The sequence below is a fragment of the Hymenobacter telluris genome, from assembly GCF_017313265.1.
GTDB classification, from domain to species: domain Bacteria; phylum Bacteroidota; class Bacteroidia; order Cytophagales; family Hymenobacteraceae; genus Hymenobacter; species Hymenobacter telluris.
On record NZ_JAFLQZ010000004.1, the window covers coordinates 317762 to 341160 of the forward strand.

13 protein-coding genes are annotated in these 23399 nt (G+C 59.4%); 4 read left to right on the forward strand and 9 right to left on the reverse strand.

All coding sequences use genetic code 11. The annotated features are described in order from the left end of the window. Positions 1 to 125: 125 nt before the first annotated feature. Entirely contained in the window at positions 126 to 2552 is a 2427-nt protein-coding gene (locus J0X19_RS08790; RefSeq protein WP_206983939.1) for a mechanosensitive ion channel domain-containing protein, read from the reverse strand. Between the two features lie 139 nt (positions 2553 to 2691). Then, positions 2692 to 3222: a hypothetical protein gene (locus J0X19_RS08795; RefSeq protein WP_206983941.1), complete on the reverse strand. Its 531-nt coding sequence runs from the start codon at positions 3220 to 3222 to the stop codon at positions 2692 to 2694. 209 nt (positions 3223 to 3431) lie between these two features. Here J0X19_RS08795 and J0X19_RS08800 point away from each other — a divergent pair, with 209 nt between their 5' ends. Beyond that, positions 3432 to 3722 carry a hypothetical protein gene (locus tag J0X19_RS08800; protein WP_206983943.1) on the forward strand — a complete coding sequence of 97 codons (291 nt, stop codon included), beginning with the start codon at positions 3432 to 3434 and terminating at the stop codon, positions 3720 to 3722. 40 nt (positions 3723 to 3762) lie between these two features. Here the strand turns inward: J0X19_RS08800 and J0X19_RS08805 are convergent, their stop codons facing one another. The 3 genes from J0X19_RS08805 to J0X19_RS08815 all read right to left on the reverse strand — a co-directional run bounded on the left by J0X19_RS08805 (position 3763) and on the right by J0X19_RS08815 (position 10935). Next, the gene (locus J0X19_RS08805) at positions 3763 to 5667 is read right to left on the reverse strand and encodes a gliding motility-associated C-terminal domain-containing protein (RefSeq protein ID WP_206983945.1); all 1905 of its coding nucleotides are present in this window, start codon (positions 5665 to 5667) and stop codon (positions 3763 to 3765) included. A gap of 104 nt (positions 5668 to 5771) precedes the next feature. Then, complete coding sequence (locus J0X19_RS08810; RefSeq protein ID WP_206983947.1) at positions 5772 to 7766, reverse strand: sensor histidine kinase; 1995 nt, start codon at positions 7764 to 7766, stop codon at positions 5772 to 5774. Between the two features lie 121 nt (positions 7767 to 7887). Then, the gene (locus J0X19_RS08815) at positions 7888 to 10935 is read right to left on the reverse strand and encodes a chemotaxis protein CheB (RefSeq protein ID WP_206983949.1); all 3048 of its coding nucleotides are present in this window, start codon (positions 10933 to 10935) and stop codon (positions 7888 to 7890) included. Between the two features lie 222 nt (positions 10936 to 11157). Between J0X19_RS08815 and J0X19_RS08820 the strand changes: the two genes are divergently transcribed. Both J0X19_RS08820 and J0X19_RS08825 read left to right on the forward strand, forming a co-directional pair. Next, the gene (locus J0X19_RS08820) at positions 11158 to 12165 is read left to right on the forward strand and encodes a chemotaxis protein CheB (RefSeq protein WP_206983951.1); all 1008 of its coding nucleotides are present in this window, start codon (positions 11158 to 11160) and stop codon (positions 12163 to 12165) included. A gap of 253 nt (positions 12166 to 12418) precedes the next feature. Then, positions 12419 to 12673, forward strand: coding sequence for a hypothetical protein (locus J0X19_RS08825; RefSeq protein ID WP_206983954.1), 255 nt, complete (start codon positions 12419 to 12421; stop codon positions 12671 to 12673). 423 nt (positions 12674 to 13096) lie between these two features. On the opposite strand, the gene J0X19_RS08835 is transcribed toward J0X19_RS08825, so the two are convergent. The 3 genes from J0X19_RS08835 to J0X19_RS08845 all read right to left on the reverse strand — a co-directional run bounded on the left by J0X19_RS08835 (position 13097) and on the right by J0X19_RS08845 (position 18873). Continuing rightward, positions 13097 to 14542, reverse strand: a complete 1446-nt coding sequence (locus tag J0X19_RS08835; protein WP_206983956.1) for a TolC family protein — start codon at positions 14540 to 14542, stop codon at positions 13097 to 13099. Then, positions 14535 to 17723: an efflux RND transporter permease subunit gene (locus J0X19_RS08840; protein WP_206983959.1), complete on the reverse strand. Its 3189-nt coding sequence runs from the start codon at positions 17721 to 17723 to the stop codon at positions 14535 to 14537. The genes J0X19_RS08835 and J0X19_RS08840 overlap by 8 nt, the downstream gene beginning before the upstream one ends. 64 nt (positions 17724 to 17787) lie before the next feature. Next, complete coding sequence (locus J0X19_RS08845; protein WP_206983960.1) at positions 17788 to 18873, reverse strand: efflux RND transporter periplasmic adaptor subunit; 1086 nt, start codon at positions 18871 to 18873, stop codon at positions 17788 to 17790. 714 nt (positions 18874 to 19587) lie between these two features. Between J0X19_RS08845 and J0X19_RS08850 the strand changes: the two genes are divergently transcribed. Continuing rightward, positions 19588 to 20499 carry a bestrophin family protein gene (locus J0X19_RS08850; RefSeq protein ID WP_206983962.1) on the forward strand — a complete coding sequence of 304 codons (912 nt, stop codon included), beginning with the start codon at positions 19588 to 19590 and terminating at the stop codon, positions 20497 to 20499. Positions 20500 to 20657: 158 nt separating this feature from the next. Here the strand turns inward: J0X19_RS08850 and J0X19_RS08855 are convergent, their stop codons facing one another. Next, positions 20658 to 23219 (reverse strand): glucuronyl esterase domain-containing protein, encoded by a 2562-nt coding sequence (locus J0X19_RS08855; RefSeq protein ID WP_206983964.1) that lies wholly within the window; start codon positions 23217 to 23219, stop codon positions 20658 to 20660. Positions 23220 to 23399: the final 180 nt, after the last annotated feature.

The following is a 23399-nucleotide window of genomic DNA, read 5'->3' on the forward strand; positions in this document are numbered from 1 at the left end:
CGCTCAGGCAGGCTGGTTTAAGTTGATATGCACTGCCGGACTGTTCTTACCAGAATAAGGTGCATGCCAATGCCCCGCGTTGCCGCACAGGCAGCAGCGCGAGGCGTTGGCAGCGTGCTACGCGCTTAAATCATATTGATGCCTTCCTGCGTGAACCGCCGGTGAATGCCCGCCAACACCTCACTTTTCAGTACCTGCTCCTGCCGGATGTTGTTGATCCAGAACAGCACCTTGAGGTCGTAGACCTGCCCGTTCACGCCGCTCAGCAGAATCTCCGGGGCCAGTTTGTGCAGCGTGTTGGGGTTTTCCAGCACCTCGTCGCGGATGAGCTGCTTGGCTTTGTCGAGGTCGGTATCGAGGTTCAGCTTCAAGCCCAGCTCCACCCGAATGTGGTTGTTGCTCAGCGTCCAGTTGATGACGTGGCCGGAAAGCAAGTCGCCATTGGGCACAATGATTTCCGAGCCCGACAACGAAATCAGCTTGCTGGCCCGAATCCCAATGTCTTTCACCCGCCCGGTTTTGCCGGTCACTTCAATGAAGTCGCCCACCTGAAACGGCCGCTCGAAAATCAAGATAATGCCCGATACCAAGTTGTTGATGATGTTTTGCAGGCCCAAACCCACGCCCACGCCCAGCGCCCCCACCACAATGGTAATCTTGTCGAGCGGTAAGCCGGAGGCCATGGTAGCCAGCAGAAACCCCACCGCCAGCACCACCAGCCGGATAGCCACCAGCCAGGAGCCTTTGCGGTCGGGGTCGGTGTTGAACTCGTCGTCGGTTTCGCCGAAGAAGTAGCCCACGTACCGCTGCAACAGCACTGCCAAGTAGATGATGGCAAAGAACAGTACAATGTTGGCCACGTTGAAGGTGATGCTGCCCAGGTGGTGCGGCATCGTCAGGACGTATTCCAGGAAGCGGAAAATCGGCTGGAAGACACTCAGATTGGCCGTGAAGCTCATCAGCCACAGCGTGCACACCACCACCGACAGCACCAGCCGCAGCCCCTGCTCGATCTTCTGGAAATTGAAACGGGCGGCCGCGCCCCCGGCCAGGCGGCTGCGCTGCATCTGCAAGTGAAACGCCTCGGTCAGGAGCCGCACAAACGCCGACAAGGCAATAATTTGGGTGAGCCCCAGAATGGCGCTGCTGCTGAACACCTTGGCAATGCTCACCCGGCCGGTAAAATTGCAGACGGCGGCCAGGGCATTCAGGACAATAAACAGCACCACCACCGGCGGCACGAAGGCGGCCAGCTTCAGCCCGCCGTTGCGCAGCTGGCGCTGCAACGCCACGCCCAGCCCCACTGCCGCCAGGTTAAGCAAGAACATAGCCCAGCGCATGCCCGTGCCCGGCTCACTGGCCGCGTACACAAACGTTAGCCCCAGAAACAGGCCCACCACACCCAGCCAGTACCAGAAGTGCCGCCGCGCCCAGCTTCGGGCCAGCAACACGCTCAACGATACCAGCAGCAGCAGTTCCAGCAGGTCGGTGTAGGCGGCGGGTGGGTTCAGGTCGAAGAAGGGTGCCACGCTGAATACCACCACCAGCGTACCGGCAATGGGCACTGGCCGCAGATACCGGAACGGCTGCTCTTCGGGAGAAGGCGCCGCCGCGGCCTGGCTGACCAACCGGAAATTGCGAAACACCCAGGCAAAAAACACCAATCCCACCACCAGCATCCAAGCCCCGAAGTGCCAGTTGGTGGTGAAATAATAGCGCAGCAACCGTTGCTGGCTGGCATACGACTCGCGCACGAGCTGGCCGGCCGCCGCGGGCGGGGCGTCGGCATCGGGGGTGGCGGTTTGCCACAGCGGCAGGTTGGCGGGTTCCAGCGTACGGCGGGTGAAGCGGCGCGACTGTTCCCGCACCTCATCCTGTAGCTCCAGGGCCTGAATGTAACCGTCGGATACGCGGGTTTGCAGCTGCGTTACGGCTTGGTGGTTGCGGGCCAGGAGCTGGCGGGCACGCTGCTGCTTGCGCTTGAGCCGCTGGGTGCTACGGCCCAGCGCCGTGGTGGTATCGGCCGGCGCGGGAATGGCGTGCGCCGCCAACGAATCGAGCTGGAACTGCATCTGCGTGAGGCGCTTGCCTTGCGTAGCTAGTTCGGTGCGCCACCCGCCTAATTGCTCCTGCATGTCGGTGAGCAGGATCTGAAACATGCGTACCTGCTTCAGGTTGATGACCTTCCGGTACTGCGTCAGGTTTTGCCGGATGGTTTTCAGGTTGGCTTCCACCTCCGGCAGTTCCTCGGCCAGGTCGTTGGTGTCGGCCCCGCGCCGGGCGCCGCCGCTGATGCGGCCGAGGACCAAATAGGCCTGCTCTACGCGCTGCGCCGCGTCTTGCTCGGTAACCGGGGTAGCTTTTTCAGTTGGCCCGGAGGCCGTTTGCACCGAGTCCTGCGCCCAAGTGGCCGCCGGGCATAGCAGCCCAATAGCCAGGACCAAGCACCACAACCAGTTCAGGTACAGAATTTTACAGGAGGCCGCGCCTGAACTAAACGAGCAGCGCCGGCTGGTGGCGAAAGCAGTGGTGGTAAGAGAAACCTGAGGCATTGAGAAAGCAACTAATTCAACTTCACTGGCACCCGCCGAGTGAGGCCGGACGGGCGCTAGCCGGGCCGTAGAGTGCCCCAAAGGTAACCACGGGCCCGGCAGCAACCTGCCACAGCACCCAATGCCACCCTGCCGCCCCCTACATACCGGTGCTGGTTGGCAGCGGCTGCCGAATCTTGAGCGCCTGCTTCAATTCCTGCTCTTTCAGCTTCTTGCAGGTCAGCAGAATCAGCGCGTCGTTGCTCATGGCGTTTTCGTCGTAGCTCATGTGCACCCGCTTGCCGTTCCAGGCGTAGCGCTGCGTGAAGGGGCTGCGCTGCATGCCGGGGCCCGCCTGTTGCTGCAACTCGGCCAGCGCCGCCCGGCTATTTTTCATGCCTTGCGTTTTAATCATCACCACCGCCAGCCGGCCCTGGTAGAAGCCGTACGTAATATCGGCGGCCTCGCCGGCGCCAAACTTTTTCTGCTCACCGGTACGCCGGTAGTAACGGGTCTGGCCGGCTTTTTCAGCTAAAGCCAAGTCGCGGAAGGCACTGGTATCAGACTCGAAACGCGCCCCCCGAAAACCGTACGTTTCATCGAGGCCCTGGATGCTAGGCTTGGTGTTCTGGGCCTGCAACGTGGCTGCCGGTACTATAACTGCGCAGCAAATAGTAAGAAAAAGCTTCATAGAAACAAGCATCGGATATAACTGCCGACCTGGGCAGTTAGCGGGCAAGATAAACCACGCTGCCTGGAACCACGCACAAAGCCAGCTAAAGTGTAAATAATCAGGGCAATAGTACCGTGTATAGCTAATTGGCACCTTCTAAAATACAGCTCAGGATTTCGTTTTACTATTATTTTTAGTATATTTAAGCGTCAACTAAAATAAATAGCATGGATTCCAACGTTCGTTTTTTGCTGGCTGCCCGGCTGGTTAATAGCAGTGCCGATCCGCTGGTATTTGAGTTTCAGCGCGACTTATTTAACGACCAGCCGGCCTACGTTAGCATTAGCCGGCTGGGCTGGCAGGCCCTCAGCCCGTCGCAAGCCATTGGCTACATTGCCGACCGCTATTTACTGGAGCACCCCGAAGAAGAGGAACGTGTTGGGCACGCCCTGATTATCTACTGCATCAATCAGGCGCTGGGCCTGCCCAACCCCAATCCTGGCCGCCCGGTCAGATAGTAGCCACTGCCAGCTTACTGCTGTAGGCTGCCCTACTCCCCTACTGTATTACCTCCACCCAGCCTTTGTAGCGGCGGCCGTTGGAGAAAGTGATGAGGTAGTAATACGTGCCCGCCGCCCCGGCCCCGCCCCACCGAAACGTGCGCTCCGAGGACTGAAACACTTCCCGGCCCCAGCGCGAGTAGATTTTGATACCCGCAAAGCGGGCGTCGCAGTAGTCAGGGGGCAGGCTGGGAATGGTGAAGGCGTCGTTCTTGCCGTCACTGTTGGGCGTGATGATGTTGGGCGGAGAAAACGCCACCGTATCAACCGGGGGCCCAACCACAAACCGCACGGGCAACAGCCGGGGCGCCGTGGGGCAATCGGCGGTTTCTTGCAGCTGAAATTGCACGGTCAGCTCGTCGCCTAGCTGGGCGGCCTCGCAGGTGGGCAGCCACCGGAACGTGCCAGTGGCTTGGCCCGCCCCGTTTTGGGCGTTGAATTCCATGCCGGCCGCGGCCAGGTCGAAGCTTTGCGGAGTGGCACTCAGCACCAGCGGGTTACGGTCTGAGTCGGCACCCAGGAGCTGAGCGGTGTAGAGGCTACCGAGCGGCACTTTCACCAGCACGGCGGCGGCGGGGTCGGCGGCGGGGAACGTGGCAGTGAGGGTAGGCGCCGCATTGGGGGCGGGCCGGGCCGTGAAGGCCAGGCGCACCGTGTCGAGCTTGGGCAGGCTGCATCCATTATCGGCTACCAGCACATCCAGCAGCCACACTTGCCCGTTGGAATTCAGGCACGGCGAAAAGCACACGGTGGCCTGCAAGGTATCGGCGCTGCCGGCGGCCCGCACCAGGCCGGTTGCGGTGCCCACCACGGTAGGCACGGGGCCACTGAAATTCACTGGCCGCACTGATAAGGTAAGGCGAGAAGTAGGGTCGGTATCGGTGAAGCGCACTCGCACGCAGGGGTTCTGGCCGGGTGCAATCCGTAGGGTATCGAGGCCGGGGCGGTAGGCGCGGGAGTTGCTGCCGGTGTACACCTGCGCGCTGGGCGCGGTGTTTGGGGTGCAGCTCAACACAAAAAGCTGGAAGTCGCGGCGGGTTTCACCAATTTTCTCGCCCCGCCGGTACTCCTCGCACCGAATCCCGAACACGAACAGCCCCACCCGGCTAGGCCGGACGGTGAGGCGACCGGTGCGGGCATTAATACCGATGGTAGGCGCTCCGGGTATCTGCTGCTGCTCGCTGAGGCCCGCCGCCCAGTTCACTTGCCCATACGGCCCGGCCTGCGTAATGGCTTGCGTGCCTTGCGGAGCCGTGAGGGGCGTTATCATGCTGTACGCCAAAGAGTCCCCGTCGCTGTCCTGGCCCCCGAAGTCGTAATAGAACAGCTCGTTCACGCAGGCATAGTCGCCGAGGGGCGGGAAGATGCGGGGCGTGGAGTCGCGGAAGGGCTGGCCGTTGCGCACCACCGCCGGAAACTCCAGGTAGAACGTTTGGCCCGAGGTAAGCGAGTTGGTGATGTTGCTGATGCCGTTGTTGCGGCAGCACCGCTCGGCGGCGGCGTAGTAGCCACCCGCCGCGGTGTACTGGCTGGCATCCAGCGTGATGTCGCGGCTGTACACCAGCTTGCGGGTGCTGAGGCTGGGCTGGGTGCAGGCCGGGTTGGTGTAGTTGACGAAGGTGTTGCTGACCAAGGGCAGCAGCAGGTCCTGCATCCGTTGGTTGGTGGCCTTGGCGAAGATGGCCGCCCGAATCTGCTGATCCAGCGCGTTGGGACTACCGTTGATGGCATCGAAATACAGGTTCAGCACCAGCGTGTAGGTGCTGCCCGATTTGTATTGCAGCTCCATTTCGCCGCCTACGATGTGGGTGGCGCGGGTGGCCGGCACCAGCAACAGCCATACGCCCAACAACACGAGCAACGGCCGCCACCGGCCCGCCAAAAGCAACTTGACACCCACCATCTTCATAGCAGAACCGGAAATACGTAGCCAGCAAAAGCACCTCAGCCTGAGTGGCTTCGCGCATCAGATGAAAGATAAGCATATTGCCGCGTATCCGGTGCGGGTTATTTCACGGGTAGCTCGATGCTGATGATGGTGCCCAGGCCGGGGCGGGAGTTGATGAGGAGCGTGCCCCCAAGCAGCCCCACCCGGTTGCGCAGCCCCGGCAGCCCAATGCCCTGCTGGGGCGTGTAGCTGAGGTCCACCTCGAAGCCCTGGCCGTTGTCTTCCACCGACACCGCCAGCTTATCGTCTTCGCGCACCAGATGAATAAAGGCTTCCTGGGCCTGCGCGTGCTTGATGATGTTGTTGAGCAGCTCCTGCACAATGCGGTACACGGCCACCTCCAGGAGGCGGGGCAGCGGCTCCTCCAGGCCCGCCAGGTGCAGGTGCACGGCCAGGCTGCGGTGCGGAATCCGGCGGACCAGCTCTTCCAGCGCGTAAGCCAACCCGAAATCCTCCAGAATGCCGGGGGTCAGCTCGAAGGAAATGGTGCGCGTCATCCGGATGGCCTCGTCGAGCAGGGCGTGCACTTCGCTGGGGCGGCGGCTGGTGCCCGAGGGCTGGTTGGCGAGGTGCAGCTTGGTGGCGTAGAGCAGCTGCCCTACCCCGTTGTGCAGGGCTTCGGCAATGCGCTTGCGCTCGGCTTCTTCGGTGGTCAGAATGGCCGACAGCACCTCCTGCTGCTGGCTCAGGCGCAGGCGGGTGGTTTCTTCTATCAGGCGGTTGCGCTCGGTAATGTCCCGTATAACTACCAGCACCCCATTGATTTCGTTTTGCTGTTCGCCGCGCAGCGGTACGATGTAGGCGTCGTAGTAGCCGGAGCGCGCCGAAAACGGGATGCTTCGGTATACAACTCGCTCCCCGGTGCGCACTACCTGCTCGAACTGGTAGCGTTGCTCCGGCGTGTCGAGGTTCGGGAAAATAGTGAATATCAGCTGGCCCCGCACGTCTGCTTCGCGCAGGCCTGAGTACAGCTCGGCTTCGCGGTTCCAGGCCGTTACGCGCCCTTCGTAATCGAGGGCCACAATACCATCTACGCTATTGGCAAGCAGGTTTTCCGAGAGTTCTTTCTCGGCGCGCAGCTGTTCACGGGCCGCCCGCTGCGCCGTAATATCACGCCACACGGCATACACCAGCACCTCCGCTCCCACTGTAATGTAGGTGAGCACCACTTCCACCCAAATAGGTTTCTGCTGCAAGGTGTATCGGTACCACTCGAACCGGTGGCTGCCTTGGCGGCGCAGAATGGCGTAATTCTGCTGAATCAGGTCGGCGGAGCGCCCACCGCCCGGCTGAAACTCGGGCACCAGAAAGCTGATATTCTGGTCTATTAGCTCGCGCTTGGCGGTGGCTCCCAGCAGTTGCATGGCCGCCGCGTTGCAATCCACAATCTGCATGCCGCGCACCAGCACCACGGCATCAGGGCTCAAATCGAAAAGCTGACGGAAGCGGGCTTCACTTATGGCCAGCGCCTCGGTGGCGGTGTGGCGGGCGGTGGTATCGAGCAGGGCAACCAGGCAGCTGACGGTATCATCAACCGGCGAAATCACCCGGCTGCCTTCCAGCTGCGAGTAGAAGAAAGTGCCGTCTTCGCGCACAAAGCGCAGCTCGCAGGTTTGGCGCTTATCGCTGTTGAGGATAGCCGTCAGAAACTTTATAAACTCCGGCCGCTGGCCTTCCGCCACAAACAAGCTGAACCGCCGCCGGAGCAGCCGCTGCCTGACCGAACCCAACTGCTGCGCCGCGCTTAGGTTCAACTGAATAATAACGCCATGCTCGTCCAGCGTCAGGTAGCCTACCGGCGCAAAGTCGTAGAGGTTTACGTACTCGGTGCGGGCGGCTTCGGCCTCGGCTTGCGCCACCAGCAGCTCCTCGTACTGCATTTCCAGCTCAATCTGGTGGGTTTGCAGCTCCTGCACCAGCCGTTGCATGGCATCGGGGGCGGCCTCATCGGTGGCGCGCGTGATAAGCTGCCGCCGCCGCTCGGCTCGCTCGCGCAACGCCCGCAGGGCTTCGTGGGCACTGGGCAAATGACCGTCGGGGTGAGAGTTGTTCACGGCAGAAGCAGCTACAGGGTAGGCTATGGTATGGGGTATGGGGCATGCGGCAAGCTGCTGGCGGGGTGGCGTGCGGCACCAAGCCGTAGTACCACCAGCAGTTTATTTCCCGCCTGCCTTTTTAGGGGCGCGGCAGCACTTCGTTCTCGGGCAGCATTTCTATGGCTTGCACACCCAGCAGCAAATGGCCCGTGTTGCTGCCTTCGCTGAGCAGGCGCCGGCCATACAGGGTTACTTGCTGCATGCCCAGCTCGGGCAGCGGCAGCTGGAAATCCTCGAAGGCTTCGATGTTCGAGTTGAGCAGCTCGTAGAGGCGGCTAAATAAATCGGACTGCTTCCAGATGCCGTTGCTGATGGCGGCCAGCAGCTCCCCCCGCACGGTGGCCGGCTGCACGCCAAACGTGGCCGCAAAGGCCGGGCTCACCGTCAGAACCCGCAGTTGCTCATCGAGCACCAGCAGGGGCTCACGCACCGTTTCCACTATGCTTTCGGCAAAGCGGCGGCTGGTTTGGAGCTGCATTTCCAGCTGCTTGAGGCTGGTAATGTCGGTGAAGGTGATAACCGCGCCGCTGATGTAGTTGTCGAGGGTACGGTAGGGCAAAATGCGCACGGCGTACCAGCTGCCGGTGGTGGCCTGAATGTTGGTTTCCACGCTCACCAGCCGTTCTATCACCTGCTCTACATCGGCCACCAGCCGCTCGTAGCGCAGGTTGTTGGCAAAGTGCGTGAGTGGGCGCCCTACATCGGTGGGCAGCAGCGAAATAATGTTCTCCACCGACGGCGTGAAGCGCTTAATCACCATTTCGTTGTCAACGAAGATGGTGGCTATGTCGGTGGCGTCGAGCAGGTTCTTCATGTCGTTGGCGGCCTGGCTCAGCTCCTCGGTTTTGTGCTGGTACTGCATGTTGAGGGTCATGAGCTCCTCGTTGAGGCTCTGCATTTCCTCTTTGTTGGTCATGGCCTCCTCGTTGGTGCTTTGCAGCTCCTCGTTGGCGCTTTGCAGCTCTTCGTTGGTGCTTTTGAGCTCCTCCACGCTGCTTTCCATTTCCTCGATGGTGGTTTGGAGGCGGTGGCGGGTGTATTGCAGCTCTTTCTCCAACGACTGTACCTGCCCGTCGCGGCTTAGCTCGGCATCGAGCTTGCCCTGCCGCACCCGGCGGGGCGTTGCCACATCCTCGAACACCACCAGCAGCAGCCCGGCCAGCAACTCGGGCTCTTCCAAGTACTTCACCGTGAGGCGCAGCAACTGAATACCGGTTTCGGTTTTCACCTTCACGTTTTCGCTCACCACGGTTTGCCGCTGCTGGCTGGCCCGGTGCACGGTGTCGCTGATTTCAAAGTGCAGCTCTTCGCGGGCCATGTCGAAGATGTTGAGCCCGCTCAAACCGGGGGCGGGCTCCAGGTACTTACCGGTGCGGCCATTCACGTACAGAATATCGCCTTTGGGACTGATAACCACGGCCGGCGGCGCGTACGTAGCCAGCATCAGCCGCTGAATGAGGGCAGCGAAGGTATTGTCGCGGCGAGGAACGGTGGAGGGAGGCATACTGCTACTGGAATGGACCGCCGGCGCGTGCGCGTGCGCCAAAGCAAGCGGAAAGTGGGTAAGGCGCGGCACCTGGGTGGGTGTATCAGTGGCCCGGGAAATCTTCCACTTCATGTCCAGCGGGGCGAAGAGGTCCTGGAAGCCGGTCAGATTTTCGGAGGGGCCCAGAAACAGTAGCCCGCCCGGATTGAGCGCATAGTGAAAAACAGGAATCAGGTTTTTTTGCAGCTCACTGGACAAGTAAATGAGCAGGTTGCGGCAGCACAGCAGGTCGAGGCGGGTGAAGGGCGCGTCTTTGCTGATGTTGTGGAGGGCAAACACGATGGAGTCGCGCACGCTCTTGCGAATCTGGTAGCCGCCTTCCACTTTCGTAAAGAAGCGCCGCAGCCGCTCGGCACTCACATCGGCCACTATGTTTTCGGGGTAGAACCCGGCCCGGGCCACATCAATGCCCTCGGGGTTGATGTCGGTGGCAAACAGCTGAAACGTGAGGTTGCGGTTGGGCTCGGCATCAAAGCACTCCAGCAGCGTCATGGCCAGGGAGTAGGCTTCTTCGCCGGTGGAGCAGCCGGGGGCCCACACCCGAATGGTGCTGCCCGCCTCTTTGTTGCGCAAGAGTTGCTGCAAGTGCAGCTTGAGCAGCACGTAGGCCTCCGGGTCGCGGAAGAACTTGGTTACGCCAATCAGCAGCTCCCGAAACAGCTGCTCCACCTCGGCCGGATTCTCCTGGAGGTAGCGCACATAATGCGTAAACTCCTTGATTTGGTGGCCATTCATGCGCCGCTCGATGCGCCTGAACACGGTATTGCGCTTGTAGAACGAGAAGTCGTGGCCGGTTTGGTTGCGAATCAGGATAAAGATTTTTTGCAGGGCGTGGGCCGGCATCGAGGGCTGGTCTTGGGCGGCTGTTATCCGCCGCTGCCGGCGCTGCACTGGCTCCTGCACATACTCGAGCAGTTGCGGCACCATGCCGGCGGGCGGCAGCACAAAATCCACAAATTCGGTGGCAATGGCGGCGCGGGGCATGCTGTCGTAGTCGGCCGTTTCGGGGTCCTGCACCATCACCATTCCAAAGTTCTCCATCACCATCTTCAACCCAATGCTACCATCGGACCCCATGCCCGAGAGGATAACGCACACGGCCCGGTCGCGGGCGTCTTTGGCCAGGCTTTGCAGAAAATGGTCGATAGGCAGGCGGCGGCCCGGCGGCTGGGTGGGCTCAAACAGATGCAACGTGCCGTGCAGCAACGACATATCCTTGCCCGGCGGAATAACATACACGTGGTTGGGCCGCACGCGCATGCCGTCCGTTACTTCCAGCACCGGAATGGCGCAAAACCGCTGGAGCACCTGCTGGAGCTCGGCATGCTGGCCGGCCGCTTGGTGCGTTACTATTACGTAGGCAATGCCGCTGGCAGCGGGCACAGCGCGCAAAAACTGTTCGAGCGCGCTCAACGAGCCCGCCGAACCACCCAACCCTACCACCGGAAAATTGAGGGGGTTGCGTGTTAGGTTGAAGCCCACCCGGTCGGGGCCGGGCAGTATTTCCACCCCTTCGTTGGCGGTGGTAGCATCAGCAATAGTATTGGGGAATGCCCCAGGCCTTTCGGCACTTTTTTTCATAGCAACCAACCGGCTACAGCGGGAAATTTGAAACTCGTAGCACTATCAAAAGTAAATAGAAAGCCTGGGCTCCCGTTGCTTTAAAAACCGCTTCTCCACCAAAAAAATCAAGCTCAACAGCCAGACTATCCCCCTTCAGGGTACGTAGTATCCCTGCGGTGGTACGCCAAACCACCGGCTCTGCGCGCACCAGCTGGTTGTTTATTTTTCAATTCTTCTACGTTGAAACCGTCTTATATCATTGCCATCGGAACGTCAGCGGGCGGCATGCCAGCCCTCGTCGAGCTGGTTTCCCAGTTGCCGGCTACTCTGCCAGCCGCCGTGCTGGTGGTGCAGCACCTGGCTCCCGATTCGTCGGGTGAGCATCTGGTGTCCCGCCTGAGTATGCACACCCGGCTGCGCTGCCACTTGGCCGCCCACGGCGACACCCTACAGGCGGGCCACCTCTACCTGGCCCCCGCCGACCGGCACCTGCTGGTGCATGAGGGCACCTTGCTGGTTACGCGCGGCCCCCGCGAAAACAACTACCGCCCAGCCGTGGATGCCTTGTTTCGGTCGGTGGCCGTAAGCTACGGCACTGCGGTGTTGGGCGTGATACTCACGGGCATGCTCCATGACGGCACCGCCGGCCTCGATTTCATTAAGCGGTGCGGCGGCCGGGCCATTGTGCAAACCCCCGCCGATGCCGAGTTTCCGAGCATGCCCTACACGGCCATGCGCAACGTAGCCGTAGATTACGTGGTACCGCTCTCGGATATGGCGGCTCTCTTGCAGGAGCTTACCAGCCAAGTGCCACCACCCCCAATTCCTATTCCGGAAGACCTAAAAGCGGAGGCCGCTATTGCGGAAAGAGTGGTGGGAACTACCGAAGAAGCTGACCACCTGGGCGAACGAGTGCCCATGACCTGCCCCGACTGTGGCGGCGCCCTCTGGAAACTAGAACACGGCAATGTGCTCCGGTTCCGCTGCCATACCGGCCACGCCTTCACCGCCGATGCGCTATTTGAGAGTTCCAAGCATGCGCTGGAAGAAACGCTGTGGGTGGCGCTACGCATGATGGAAGAACGCAAGAACCTGCTCAGCAGCATGGCTATGCGGGGCGAAGGCTTGTGGTCAGTGCAGCAAGCAGAGCGCCTCAATGAAATCAAAGCGCACATCAACCGCCTGCGTGAGTTCCTGCTCAATGGCTCGACGGGCGCTACCACGGCTTCGGAGCAGGAAGGCGGGTAACTATCCAGCTTTTACTAGCCGCAGCTCCCGGCCCGGTGGCTAGTATTGAGCCGGGAGTTGTGCGTTCTACTTACCTTTATAATCCCTATATAATACGGATTTAGAATACCGTTTTCTACCGAGTTGCCGCTAAGCCGCCACGTAGCATCTTGCGTGATAAAGGGCGGAACTGATGGGGATTTATTTCGGCTAGCACGTGTCTTTATAGTTTCTGCTCTGCTAGTTCGCAAATACTTTACCTGCCTTCGCCGCCATGCCGCGCCTCACTTGTTCACAGCTTCAGGAAGTTGGTTTCCAGCCTTGTACGCAGCCGCCGCACGGCTGGCAATACGCCGGTGACGTGTACGTTCGGCAGTTGCCCTCCGGCCCCGTGTACGTGCTGTGCGTGAAGGATTCCGATGAGGTGGAAGTGTTTATCGGCGACTGGATGAACCCATTGGAGTACTACTACTGGCCCACCGCCGACCCACAGAAAATCACTGCTGTGCTTAGTGAATCGCGCCTCTAACCAGGTTCTGCAGAAGGCCAGAATACCGTCATGCGAAGCGCAGGCCAAGCATCTTGCGGGGCGTTGTTGGGTTGCACTACTGAAGTCAGCCTGCGAGATATTGCGCTTAAACTCAGCACAGCGGCGCGGTACTGTGCATCTCAATGTTTATTACTACGCAGTTAAGTCATAAACAGGGCTATTCCCCGCGAAGGTGGCAAAACCTCCCACGAAAGCGGCCACCAATGGACCGCCGAAGAAGCCCGCGCTGCCGGCCGCAAAGGTGGCCAGGCCAGCCGCACCAACCGCAAAGGAGTTGTTGCTAAGCCATTCGCTCTTAACCAGCTGAACATCTTCAATCGGCTTTGGCCTTTTACGGTAAAAAGGGCCGCCAGTAACTGCTGGCGGCCCTTTTTACTTACCTATTTCCGTACTGCGCGTTGCCTAGTTCCAGCCGCCGCCCAGGGCCCGGTACACGTTCACCATGGCGTTGAGCTGCTGGGTTTTGGTTTCAATGAGGTCGAACTTGGATTCCAGGGCGTCGCGCTGGGTGAACAGCACTTCGGTATAGTCGGCGCGGGCCGAGCTGAAGAGGCTGTTGGAAATGGCGGTAGACTGGTTCAGGGCCTGCACTTCCTTGGCTTTCTCGTCGTAGCTCTTGGCCAGGTTGCTGATGTTGGACAGCTCGTTGGCCACTTCCACGTAGGCGTTGAGCACGGTGCGCTCATACTGGTACGCGGCCTGGGTTTGCACCGCGTTGGCGTTGCCGTACACCGCCTTGATGGCGTTGCGGTTCACCAGCGGCGCCACCAAATCACCGGCCAACGAATACAGCATGGACTCGGGAGAGGTGAACACCAACCCCGGCTTGAACGCCTCGAACCCCACGCCGCCCGTAATGCGCAACGACGGATAGAAGCTGGCCCGCGCCACCTGCACATCCAGCTTGGCGGCGGCTAGCTGCTGCTCGGCCTGCCGGATATCGGGGCGGTTTTGCAGCAGCTGCGCCGGAATACCAGCCTGAATGGTAGCCGGTACTAAGTCGTTGAACGTGGCGTCGTTGCGGACAATGGGCTGCGGATACCGGCCCGCCAGGAAGTTGAGGCGGTTTTCGGTTTCGATGATGCGCTGCTGAATGTTGTACTGAATGCTGCGGGTGTTGTGCACCTGGGCCTCGAAGCGCTGCACGGCCAGCTCCGTCACCCTCGCCGATTCCTTCTGGAGTTTCACCAACCGCAGGGCATTGGTTTGAATCTCGATGTTTTGCTGCACAATAAGCAGCTGATTATCAAGCGCCAGCAGCTCGTAGTAGGAGTTGGCAATTTCGGCAATCAGGTTGGTTACCGTGAAGTTCCGGCCTTCCACGGTGGCCAGGTAGCGCAGCGCCGCCGACTTGCGGGCGTTGCGCAGCTTGTGCCAGATATCCACTTCCCAGCTGGCAAACGCCCCCAACTGGTAGTTCTGGAGCGGATCGGGGGTGCGTTTGTCGTCTTTGATGTTTACGGCTTCCTCGGTGGCTCCGCGGAGCGTGTAGCGCGCCGCCTTTTCCGATTCGGCCTTCACGCCCAACCCCACAAACGGCAGGTACTCCCCTTTGCGAATCTGCACTTCGTTGCGCGAAATCTGGATTTCCTGCAAAGCAATGTTCAGCTCCTGGTTGTTGCGCAGGGCCGTGTCAATGAGGGCCGTGAGGTTGGGGTCGGTGAAAAACTCTTTCCAGCGAGCCTGCGCCACTGTGGCGTCGGGGGCGGTGGTGCCGGGGGCGGTGGAATAGCTGGCGGGCACGCTCCGGTTCACGGCTTTTTCGGCCAGTTTGGGGGTGGCGCACCCGGCAACCGCCAGCGTGAGGCTGGCGGCGCTGAGGTACTGATACAGGCGTTTGTTAAGCATGTGCTTCGATTTCTTCAACTAAAACGTGCGGCTCGAACTCCGACAGCGGGTGTTCGTTTTCATCCCCAATCAGCTTGCGGCCCGCCGACAGCGTACCGAAGATGTAGTACAAGCCGGGGACCAGCACCACCCCGAAAATGGTACCGAACAGCATACCCCCGAGGGCCGAGGTACCGATGGTGCGGTTGCCGATGGCCCCGGCGCCGTGGGCTATTACCAGCGGAATCAAGCCGGCAATGAAGGCAAACGACGTCATCAGAATCGGGCGGAAACGCACCTTGGCGCCTTCAATGGCCGCGTCGCGCACGCTCATCCCTTCTTCGTGCTTCTGCACCGCGAATTCCACAATCAGCACGGCGTTCTTACCCAGCAAACCTACCAGCATGACCAGGCCTACCTGGGCGTAGATGTTGTTGGCCAGGCCCATCGTTTTAATCAGCAGGAATGAGCCGAACACCCCGGCCGGCAGCGAGAAGATAACGGCCAGCGGCAGCAGGAAGCTTTCATACTGCGCGGCCAGCACCAGGTACACGAAGGCCAACACCACCAGGAAGATGTAGATGGCCTCGTTGCCGCGGCTCACCTCGTCCTTCGACAGGCCACCCCAGTCGATGTCGTAGCCGCGGGGCAGGGTTTTGGCGGCCACTTCCTGCACCGCTTTGATGGCCTCGCCTGAGCTAAAGCCCGGCGCCGCGTCGCCGCGGATAGAGGCGGTGGGATACATATTGTAGCGGTTGATTTCGTTGGCGCCCTGGCCTTTCACAATCTTCATGAAGGCCGAAAACGGTACCATCTCGCCTTTGTCGTTTTTCACCCACATATCCAGGATGTCCTTGGGCAGGCGGCGGTACTCGGGCGAGGCCTGCACGAACACCTTGAAGAAACGCTGGTACTTGATGAAGCCCAGCTCGTAGGTGGAGCCCACCATCACGCTCAGCGTGTTCATGGCGTTGCCGATGCTCACGCCCTTCTGCATGGCCAGCTGATTGTCAATCTGCAATTCGTACTGCGGATAGTTGGCCGAGAAGAAGGTGAACAGGCCCGCCAGCTCTTTGCGCTTTTGCAGCGCGGCCATGAAGTCTTCGTTCACTTTTTCCAGCGCCTTGTAGTCGCCGGTGGATGTTTTATCGAGCAGCTGGAGCTGGAAACCACCCGCGGCGCCGTAGCCGGGTACTGCCGGTGGCTCGAAGAACTCGATGGTCGCGCCCGGAATTTCCTGGGCTTTCTTCTCCAACCCTTCCACAATTTCGTGCACCGACTCCTTACGCTCCGCCCACGGCTTGAGGCTGATGAGCAGCGTACCGGCGTTGGAGCCACGGCCTTCGGTGAGCACCTCATACCCCGCCAACGACGAAATGCTTTCGATGCCGGGTACTTTCTCGGCCAGCTTCGAGAGCTGTTGCGAAAGGGCGTTGGTGCGCTCCAGCGTCGAGCCGGGTGGCGTCTGAATAATGGCGTAGAGCATGCCCTGGTCTTCGGCCGGGATGAAGCCCGACGGCAGCGTGGAGGAGATGCCGAAGATGCCCAGCCCGAAACCAGCCAAAATCAGGAAGGTGAGTACGCGGCGGTCCACCACTTTTTCCAGCAGGTTGGTGTAGCGGCCGGTCAGGCGCTCGAAGCCGCGGTTAAACCAGTCGATAAACCGGTTGATGGGCGTTTTCTTGCGGGGCTGGCCGTGGTTGTTCTTCAGAATCATGGCGCACAGCACCGGCGTCAGGGTCAGGGCCACAATGCCCGAAATGACGATAGACGAGGCCATCGTAATTGAGAACTGCCGGTAGAAAATACCCACCGGGCCGCTCATGAAAGCCACTGGCACGAATACGGCCGTCATCAGAATGGTAATGGCAATGATGGCGCCGCTGATTTCGCCTACCACCTCGCGCACCGCGCCGTAGGGCGAGAGGTGCTTTTCTTCCATCTTGGCGTGCACCGCTTCCACCACCACAATGGCATCATCCACCACAATCCCGATGGCCAGCACCAAGGCAAAGAGCGTTATCATGTTGATGGTCATGCCGAACGCCTGCATGGCAATAAACGCGCCCACCAACGACACCGGCACTGCAATAATGGGGATGAGCGTGGAGCGCCAGTCGCCGAGGAACAGGAACACCACCAGGGCCACCAGAATAAAGGCGTCGCGCAGGGTGTGGATTACGTTTTCGGTGGAGGCGTCGAGGAAGTTCGATACGTCGTAGCTGATTTTGTAGTCCATGCCGGGCGGCATGGTTTTCTTCAGCTCCTCCAGCTTGGTTTTCACGCTCTTGATTACGTCACTGGCGTTCGAGCCGTAGGTTTGCTTAAGCATGATGGCCGCCGAGGGGTAGCCGTCGAGGTTGGAGTAGATGTCGTAGAATTCCGAGCCTAGTTCCACGTTGGCTACGTCTTTGAGGCGCAGCGTTTCGCCGTTGGAGTTGGCTTTGATAATCACGTTCTTATACTCCTCCACGTCGTTGAAGCGGCCCTTGTAGGTCAGCACGTATTCCAGCGCCGAGGCTTCTTTGCCGTCGGAGCGGCCGATGCGGCCCGGCGAGCCAATCACACTCTGGTCGTTGAGGGCCTCCATTACGTCGTCCACGGAGAGGTTGTAGGCGCGCATCCGGTCGGGCTTCAGCCACACCCGCATGGCGTACTGGCGGCTACCCAGAATGCTGGCCCGCCCGATACCATCAATGCGCTGGATTTCGGGCAGCATGTTTACCCCGGCGTAGTTGAACAAGTACCGCATGTCGGTATTCTTGTCCTTGCTGTAGAGGTTGACATACATCAGCATGTTCGGCACCACGCGGTTTACCACCACCCCTTCGCGCTGCACCAGCACCGGCAAGCGGTTCAGGATCTGGGCAATACGGGTGTTTACGTTTACTACCGCCTGCTCGGGGTCGGTGCCCAGGTTGAACACAATCTGGATGTTGGCTTCCCCGGCCGATACGGCGTCGGAGGTCATGTACTTCATGCCGGGTACGCCGTTGATGGCCTGCTCTAGCGGAATCAGCACCGACTCGGTGAGCACCTTGGCGCTGGCGCCCGGATACGCCGTGCTTACCATCACCATCGGTGGCGAAATCTCCGGAAACTGGGAGTTCGGTAGGGTTTTGATGGCCAGAACACCCAGGAACATGATGACCACCGATATAACGATGGCAAACACGGGGCGACGAAGGAATTTACTGAACATAGTTTGGCAGTAGTGTCATGCTGAGCTTGCCGAAGCATGACGTTCTTTTCAAAGGGAATAGGCCCTACTCGCTATATACTTTCAGCTTGGGCAGCACCTGCTCGGGGCTCTCGTAGGTGTACCTGATTTTGTCGCCGTCTTTCACCTTGCGGATACCTTCCAGCAGGATTTTATCGGTACTGGCCAAGCCGCTGGACACCACGTAGAGGTCGGGCATTTCCGAAGCCACCGTAATTTCCTTTTGGTGCACCCGCTTCTTATCGTCCACCACGTACACGAACTTCTTCTCCAGCACCTCAAACGTGGCTTTCTGCGGAATGATGATGGCGTGCTTGAGGGGTACGGTCATCAGAATGCTGCCGGTTTCGCCGTTGCGCAGCAGGCCTTTGGGGTTCGGGAAAGTGGCCCGGAAGGCAATGTTGCCGGTTTCGTTGTTGAAGTCGGCCTCGATGGTTTGCACCACGCCGGGCTGGCTGAACACCTCGTTGTTGGCCATCAGCAGCCGCACTTGCTGGTTGTCGGCCTGGGCGTGGGCTTTGTAGGCGAGGTACTCGGCTTCGGGCACGTTGAAGTACACCCACATCTTGCTGTTGTCAGACAGCGTGGTCAGCAGGTCGCCCTCGTCCACCAAGCTACCCAACCGGGCCTGGAAGTGGTCCATGATGCCGCTGAAAGGTGCTTTGATGGTGGTGAATTGCAGGTGCGTTTGGGCCAGGCCCACCTCGGCATTGGCTTTGTCGAACTTAGCCTGGGCCAGCGCCAGCTCGTTTTTCGACACCACGTTGTTGTCGGCCAGCTTCTTGGTGTTCTGGTATTCCAGCCCCACGTAGTTGGCTTCGGCCTGCGACTTTTTCAGCTCCGCCTGATAAATCAGGGGCATAATCTGAAACATCAGCTGGCCCTGCTTGACGGCTTGCCCTTCGTCCACATAAATCTTCTGGAGGTAGCCCTTTTCCAACGCCCGCAGCTCGATGTGCTGGATGGAGTGGATTTGGGCCACGTATTCCTTGGTAATGGTGGTGTCTTTGGCCAGCGGACTGGTAACCAGCAGCTTGATCTTTTCTTCCTTTTCTTTTTCCTTCTTCGAGCAGCTTGTACCGGAGTACAACACGGCCAAGCTCATCAGCATGAGCACAAACGGTCTTTTCATGAGAGCCTTCCTGGTAATTCTAATGGGATATTGGTGGCGGGATGGGGTGCGTGGCTTACTGGCTGGCACTGGCGCAACGGGTGGTTGAGGGCCGCCAACAACGGAGCTGCCACCCCAAAGCTGGTGGCGTAAACAGAGTAGCTGAAAAGGGCTGCATTGCTTGTGTCTTATAAGTAAGTGACACAAAGCACCTGCTTCAACATGAAGACGGTATGAACGAAAACTTCATGTAGCGTTTCTGCCAGCACTTTTCAGTGCTATGAAAACCCTGCACTTTACAACCTAACTGCGGCTTGATTTACCTGTTTAGTGCAATCGGTTGCTATGGCCGTACGCCCTCAGCCAGGCTGTTTTTCGGGCCAAGGGGTTCTGCATTTCCTACTCTTCAGCACCAATAGCCCACTTGAAATGGAACGTGTTAAAACCACATGAATTCTGGTTGGCTGACGAATATTTTTTTGCCGGTGATAAAGGCCATTGCTTGCCCAAGCACGGCGGCCAACTACTGGTAAAACGAACAGTATCACGGATGTATAGAATAAAACAAGAAAAAATACGCTTTTAACGTCGTTATAATTTCGTCTTAATATCCCTTTAATAGCGGTGCCGTTGCTTTGTAAACCTGCCAGAAACGGCTAGCAACCGCATTGCTGGCAGGCAGCTTGACAGTAAAACGTCCGGCATACCTTCTGCTCTCCTACCCACACTTAACCTATGTTGCTGAAAACGAAAATCCCTCTTTCCTACGTGTTTGGGAAGATTAAATGGGAAATCATCTTTGTCTTTATTTACGCTGCCATCATTGCGCTGGAGGACCGGTATTTGCACATCATGGAAGTGTCGTTGCCGCTGAGCGTACCCATGGTACTAGGCACGATTCTGTCGTTGCTGCTGGCATTTAAGTCCAACCAGGCCTACGACCGGTGGTGGGAAGCGCGCATTGCCTGGGGCGCCATCGTGAATGATTCCCGGTCTTTGATCCGGCAGGTGCTGTGCTTCACCGAGCCACCCTACGACTCCGAGGAAGCGCGCACCTGGGTGCAGCGGCTCACCAACCGGCAAATTGCCTGGAACTACAGCGTGGGCATGTCGTTGCGCAAGCAAATGGACCTCGATAAAATCCGCCGGTACCTCACCCCCGAGGAAGTTGACTTCGTTGCCAAGCACGACAACGTACCCAATGCGCTGCTTCAGCTGCACGGCCAGGATTTACGGTATGCGTTGCGGGAAGGCTGGCTGAACCCGTATCAGCAGGTGGAAATGGAAGGCATCCTGACCAAGCTCACCGACTCGATGGGCCGGTGTGAGCGAATCAAGAACACGGTGTTTCCGGCCACTTACACGCTCTACATTCATTTCTGCCTGTTCTTCTTCGTGCTGCTGCTGCCCTTTGCGTTGCTGGAAGTGTTTGGCTTGCTGGAAGTGCTGATGGTGGTAGCCATTTCGTCGGCCTTCTTCCTGATTGAGAAAATGGCCATTCACTTGCAGGACCCCTTCGAGTGCAAGCCCACCGACACCCCGATGACGGCCATTGCCCAAACCATCGAAACCAACCTCAAGCAGATGATTGGCGAGAAGCCCCCCGTGCGCGTACCCGCCGAGGACGGCACTTTCTACGTGTTGTAAACCAGCGCTTCCGGCAGCTACCAGCACGGTGGAGAGACGCGCCGTGTCGCGTCTCTCCACCGTTTAAACTGGCCCATCGACACTCCACAAAAACAAGCAGCCCCGGCTTCAACTCATGAAGCCGGGGCTGTTTTATTAGGTGGCTATGCAGCCGGCACTTACTTCACTACCAGCAGGCGAGTGGTTTTGGTACCGGCAGGAGTGCGGAGCTGGCAGGTGTACACGCCGCCCGGCAATGTGCGGCTGTCGAGGGTAGCGCTGTATTGCCCACCGGCTTCCACTGGCCCGTTGTAAAGCGTGGCTACCAAGCGGCCCAACGTGTTGTAAACCAACACTTGCGCAGCACCGGCTTTCACCGCCTTAAAGCTGATGGTGGCCTGTTCGGTAGCCGGGTTCGGGTAGGCTTGCAGCTCACCCGCCGGGCCGCTGCTTACGGCGTTGTTGGCCAAACCACCCAACGACGACACGCAGCTAGCGTCGCCGGTTACCATCACCGTGACGGTTTTGCTGGCTGAGTTGCCGGCATTGTCCACGCAGGTAAGCGTTACCTGGTTCGGGCCGACGTTGGCGCAGGTGAAGGTGCTCGGGCTGATGGTCATGGAGGCAATGCCACAGTCGTCGGTACTGCCATAGTCCACGTCGTTGGCTTCAATCTTGCGCGTGCCGTTCATCAAACTCACCTGGAAGCCCGCCGCCATAATGGTTGGCGCCGTGTTATCCACAAGCATCACCGTGACGGTTTCACTGGTGGAGTTGCCGGCGTTGTCGGTAACGGTGAGGGTAACCTGGTTAGGGCCCATGTTGGCGCAGGTAAACGTGGTCTTGTCCAGCGTCATGGAGGCCACACCGCTGCAATTATCATAGCTGCCCCAGTCCACGTCGGCGGCCTCAATGGTGCGGGTACCGTTGCGGTCAATAGCCACCATAAACCCCGCCGCCTTGATAACGGGCGGGGTGGTATCGGCTTCGGTGCTGGCCCCACCCAGGCCGGTAATGGTGGCGTTGGAAGTGGTAACCAGCAACTTATCCAGCTGAGCGCCGTCTTCGCGGTACCCGATGGTGAGGGTGTGCGGGCCTACGCTCAGGTTGGAACTGGTGAGCCGCATCCATTGCCAGCCCGAAGTAGCTAGGCCGTTGATTGTTGCGAAGGCGCCGTTGTCAATCTTCACCCAGTAGCTGTCGTCGTTGGCCGTGGGGCAGTTCAGCCGCGCCACAAAATTGTAGGTGGCGGCGCTGTCTACGTTGAACGAGAAAGTCACCTGGCCACTGGGGCCGGGGGCGTTGGCCGTGCTGTTCAAGCCGTTCACTACTATATAGCTACCGTTGGCGGCAGTGGGGTCGGCTATGGTTTGCCAGTCGGAGCCCACGGCAGCGCAGCCGGCTTCCAGCCAGATTCTTTTCCCGAGCGGCTCGGCGGGCAGCACGGGGTTGTTGGTGCCCCACCACTGGTACCAGCGCTGGTAGTTCACCAGTGGGTACGGGTTGACGGTGATGTTGGTGTTGACACTGGTGTTGCCCAGCATGAACTTGTCCACAAAGGCTTCTACTGCTGGCAATTGAGTGCCGGGAATGGCGCAGTGGTTGTGCCCACCGTCGATATAAAAGCCAAACCGGTCCCCCACCCCAAACGTCTTCCACACCTCATGCGCCGCCCGCGCCGACACGTAGGCCGAGGGGTTGGCCAGCCACTCGAAATCGGTGTTGCCGGTCACCAGCAAGGCCCGCGGCGCAATCATGGCCATCAGCTCGTGGTGGTCGTGGGGTAGTTTGGCTACGTTGCTGCCCGCAAACTGCTGCATGTCGTCTTTGAACCAGCGGTAGTCGGTGGCACCTAGCTTCTCCACTGCACCCAGCGTTTCGGAAACCCGCCAGGCCGGTGCCCCGCCCCCACCCGACTCCTGGGCAATGGTGAGGGCAATCCGCTCGTCAAACGCTCCCGAAAACAAAGCCATTTTGCCGGCGTACGAACAGCCGGTTACACCCAGGTGGGTTAAGTCGATGGGCAGGCTAGCCTGCACCAGCTCCAGGCCATCGATGATGCGGCTCACGCCCCAGGCCCAGGCGCTGTATTGCCCGGCGTTGGTTAGGTTTTGGTCGGGGTAGAGCTGGTAGTAAGGATTCGTTGGCTGCGGATTTCCGTAGGTAGTTACCTGGTTGTGATTGAACGTGATACGGGCAATATTGCGGCTGGTAAACACCGACGCCGGTACGCTGCCCGAGAGGCTGTTCATGCCGATAATGGCCGGAAACGGCCCACTGCCGGTTGGCAGCGAAACCTGCGACGTCAGGGTGAGCGTCTGGCCGTTTTCGGTTACGTTGACGGTGAGCACGCCGGCCGCGTAGCTGGCCGTAATGTTCTGCGGACGAGCAGGTTTGCGGCCTATTTCGTAGTTCTCAATTTCGGCCTTGATTTCGTTGCGCCGACACTCCCAGTCGCTGAAGCTAGTGGAGCGGCCCCGGCCATCCGACCACATAAATGGGTCGGGCAGCGGCTCTACAACGGGCAGCTGGTTGAAAGAAGGCAGCGGCGGAGCGGTGCAAGTGGCGGCCCCGGTATTTTCGGCGGCGTACACCAGCGGCAGCCCCTGCGCGTGTACGCCCAGCCCAGCGCAACTCAGCAGACAGCCGGCTACAAGGCTCCGGGCTTTCCACTTAATAGGCTTGGCGGCAACCAGCGAGGTTAGAATTTTACTGGAAATTGAGAGAAATGATGTTTTCATATAGTAGTGGATTATGTGGATGAAAGGCAGGTAACTCAGGCGGTGATGGGCATAGGCAGCAGCAGTGGTAAGGGTGGAAAGATGAAATTGATTTTCGGCCGCAAAAGCCAGCCGAGATACTGTTGAGCTAGCCTTTGCAATCGATTACGAGAGAAGTGCAATTATCAGCACCAAGCAGCC

Excerpts from the sequence above, each read along its gene's own strand:
- J0X19_RS08790 (WP_206983939.1), bottom strand. The coding sequence starts at position 2,552 with ATGCCTCAGGTTTCTCTTACCACCACTGCTTTCGCCACCAGCCGGCGC.
- J0X19_RS08800 (WP_206983943.1), top strand. The coding sequence starts at position 3,432 with ATGGATTCCAACGTTCGTTTTTTGCTGGCTGCCCGGCTGGTTAATAGC.
- J0X19_RS08850 (WP_206983962.1), top strand. The coding sequence starts at position 19,588 with ATGTTGCTGAAAACGAAAATCCCTCTTTCCTACGTGTTTGGGAAGATT.
- J0X19_RS08795 (WP_206983941.1), bottom strand. The coding sequence starts at position 3,222 with ATGAAGCTTTTTCTTACTATTTGCTGCGCAGTTATAGTACCGGCAGCC.
- J0X19_RS08845 (WP_206983960.1), bottom strand. The coding sequence starts at position 18,873 with ATGAAAAGACCGTTTGTGCTCATGCTGATGAGCTTGGCCGTGTTGTAC.
- J0X19_RS08805 (WP_206983945.1), bottom strand. The coding sequence starts at position 5,667 with ATGGTGGGTGTCAAGTTGCTTTTGGCGGGCCGGTGGCGGCCGTTGCTC.
- J0X19_RS08815 (WP_206983949.1), bottom strand. The coding sequence starts at position 10,935 with ATGAAAAAAAGTGCCGAAAGGCCTGGGGCATTCCCCAATACTATTGCT.
- J0X19_RS08840 (WP_206983959.1), bottom strand. The coding sequence starts at position 17,723 with ATGTTCAGTAAATTCCTTCGTCGCCCCGTGTTTGCCATCGTTATATCG.
- J0X19_RS08825 (WP_206983954.1), top strand. The coding sequence starts at position 12,419 with ATGCCGCGCCTCACTTGTTCACAGCTTCAGGAAGTTGGTTTCCAGCCT.
- J0X19_RS08855 (WP_206983964.1), bottom strand. The coding sequence starts at position 23,219 with ATGAAAACATCATTTCTCTCAATTTCCAGTAAAATTCTAACCTCGCTG.
- J0X19_RS08835 (WP_206983956.1), bottom strand. The coding sequence starts at position 14,542 with ATGCTTAACAAACGCCTGTATCAGTACCTCAGCGCCGCCAGCCTCACG.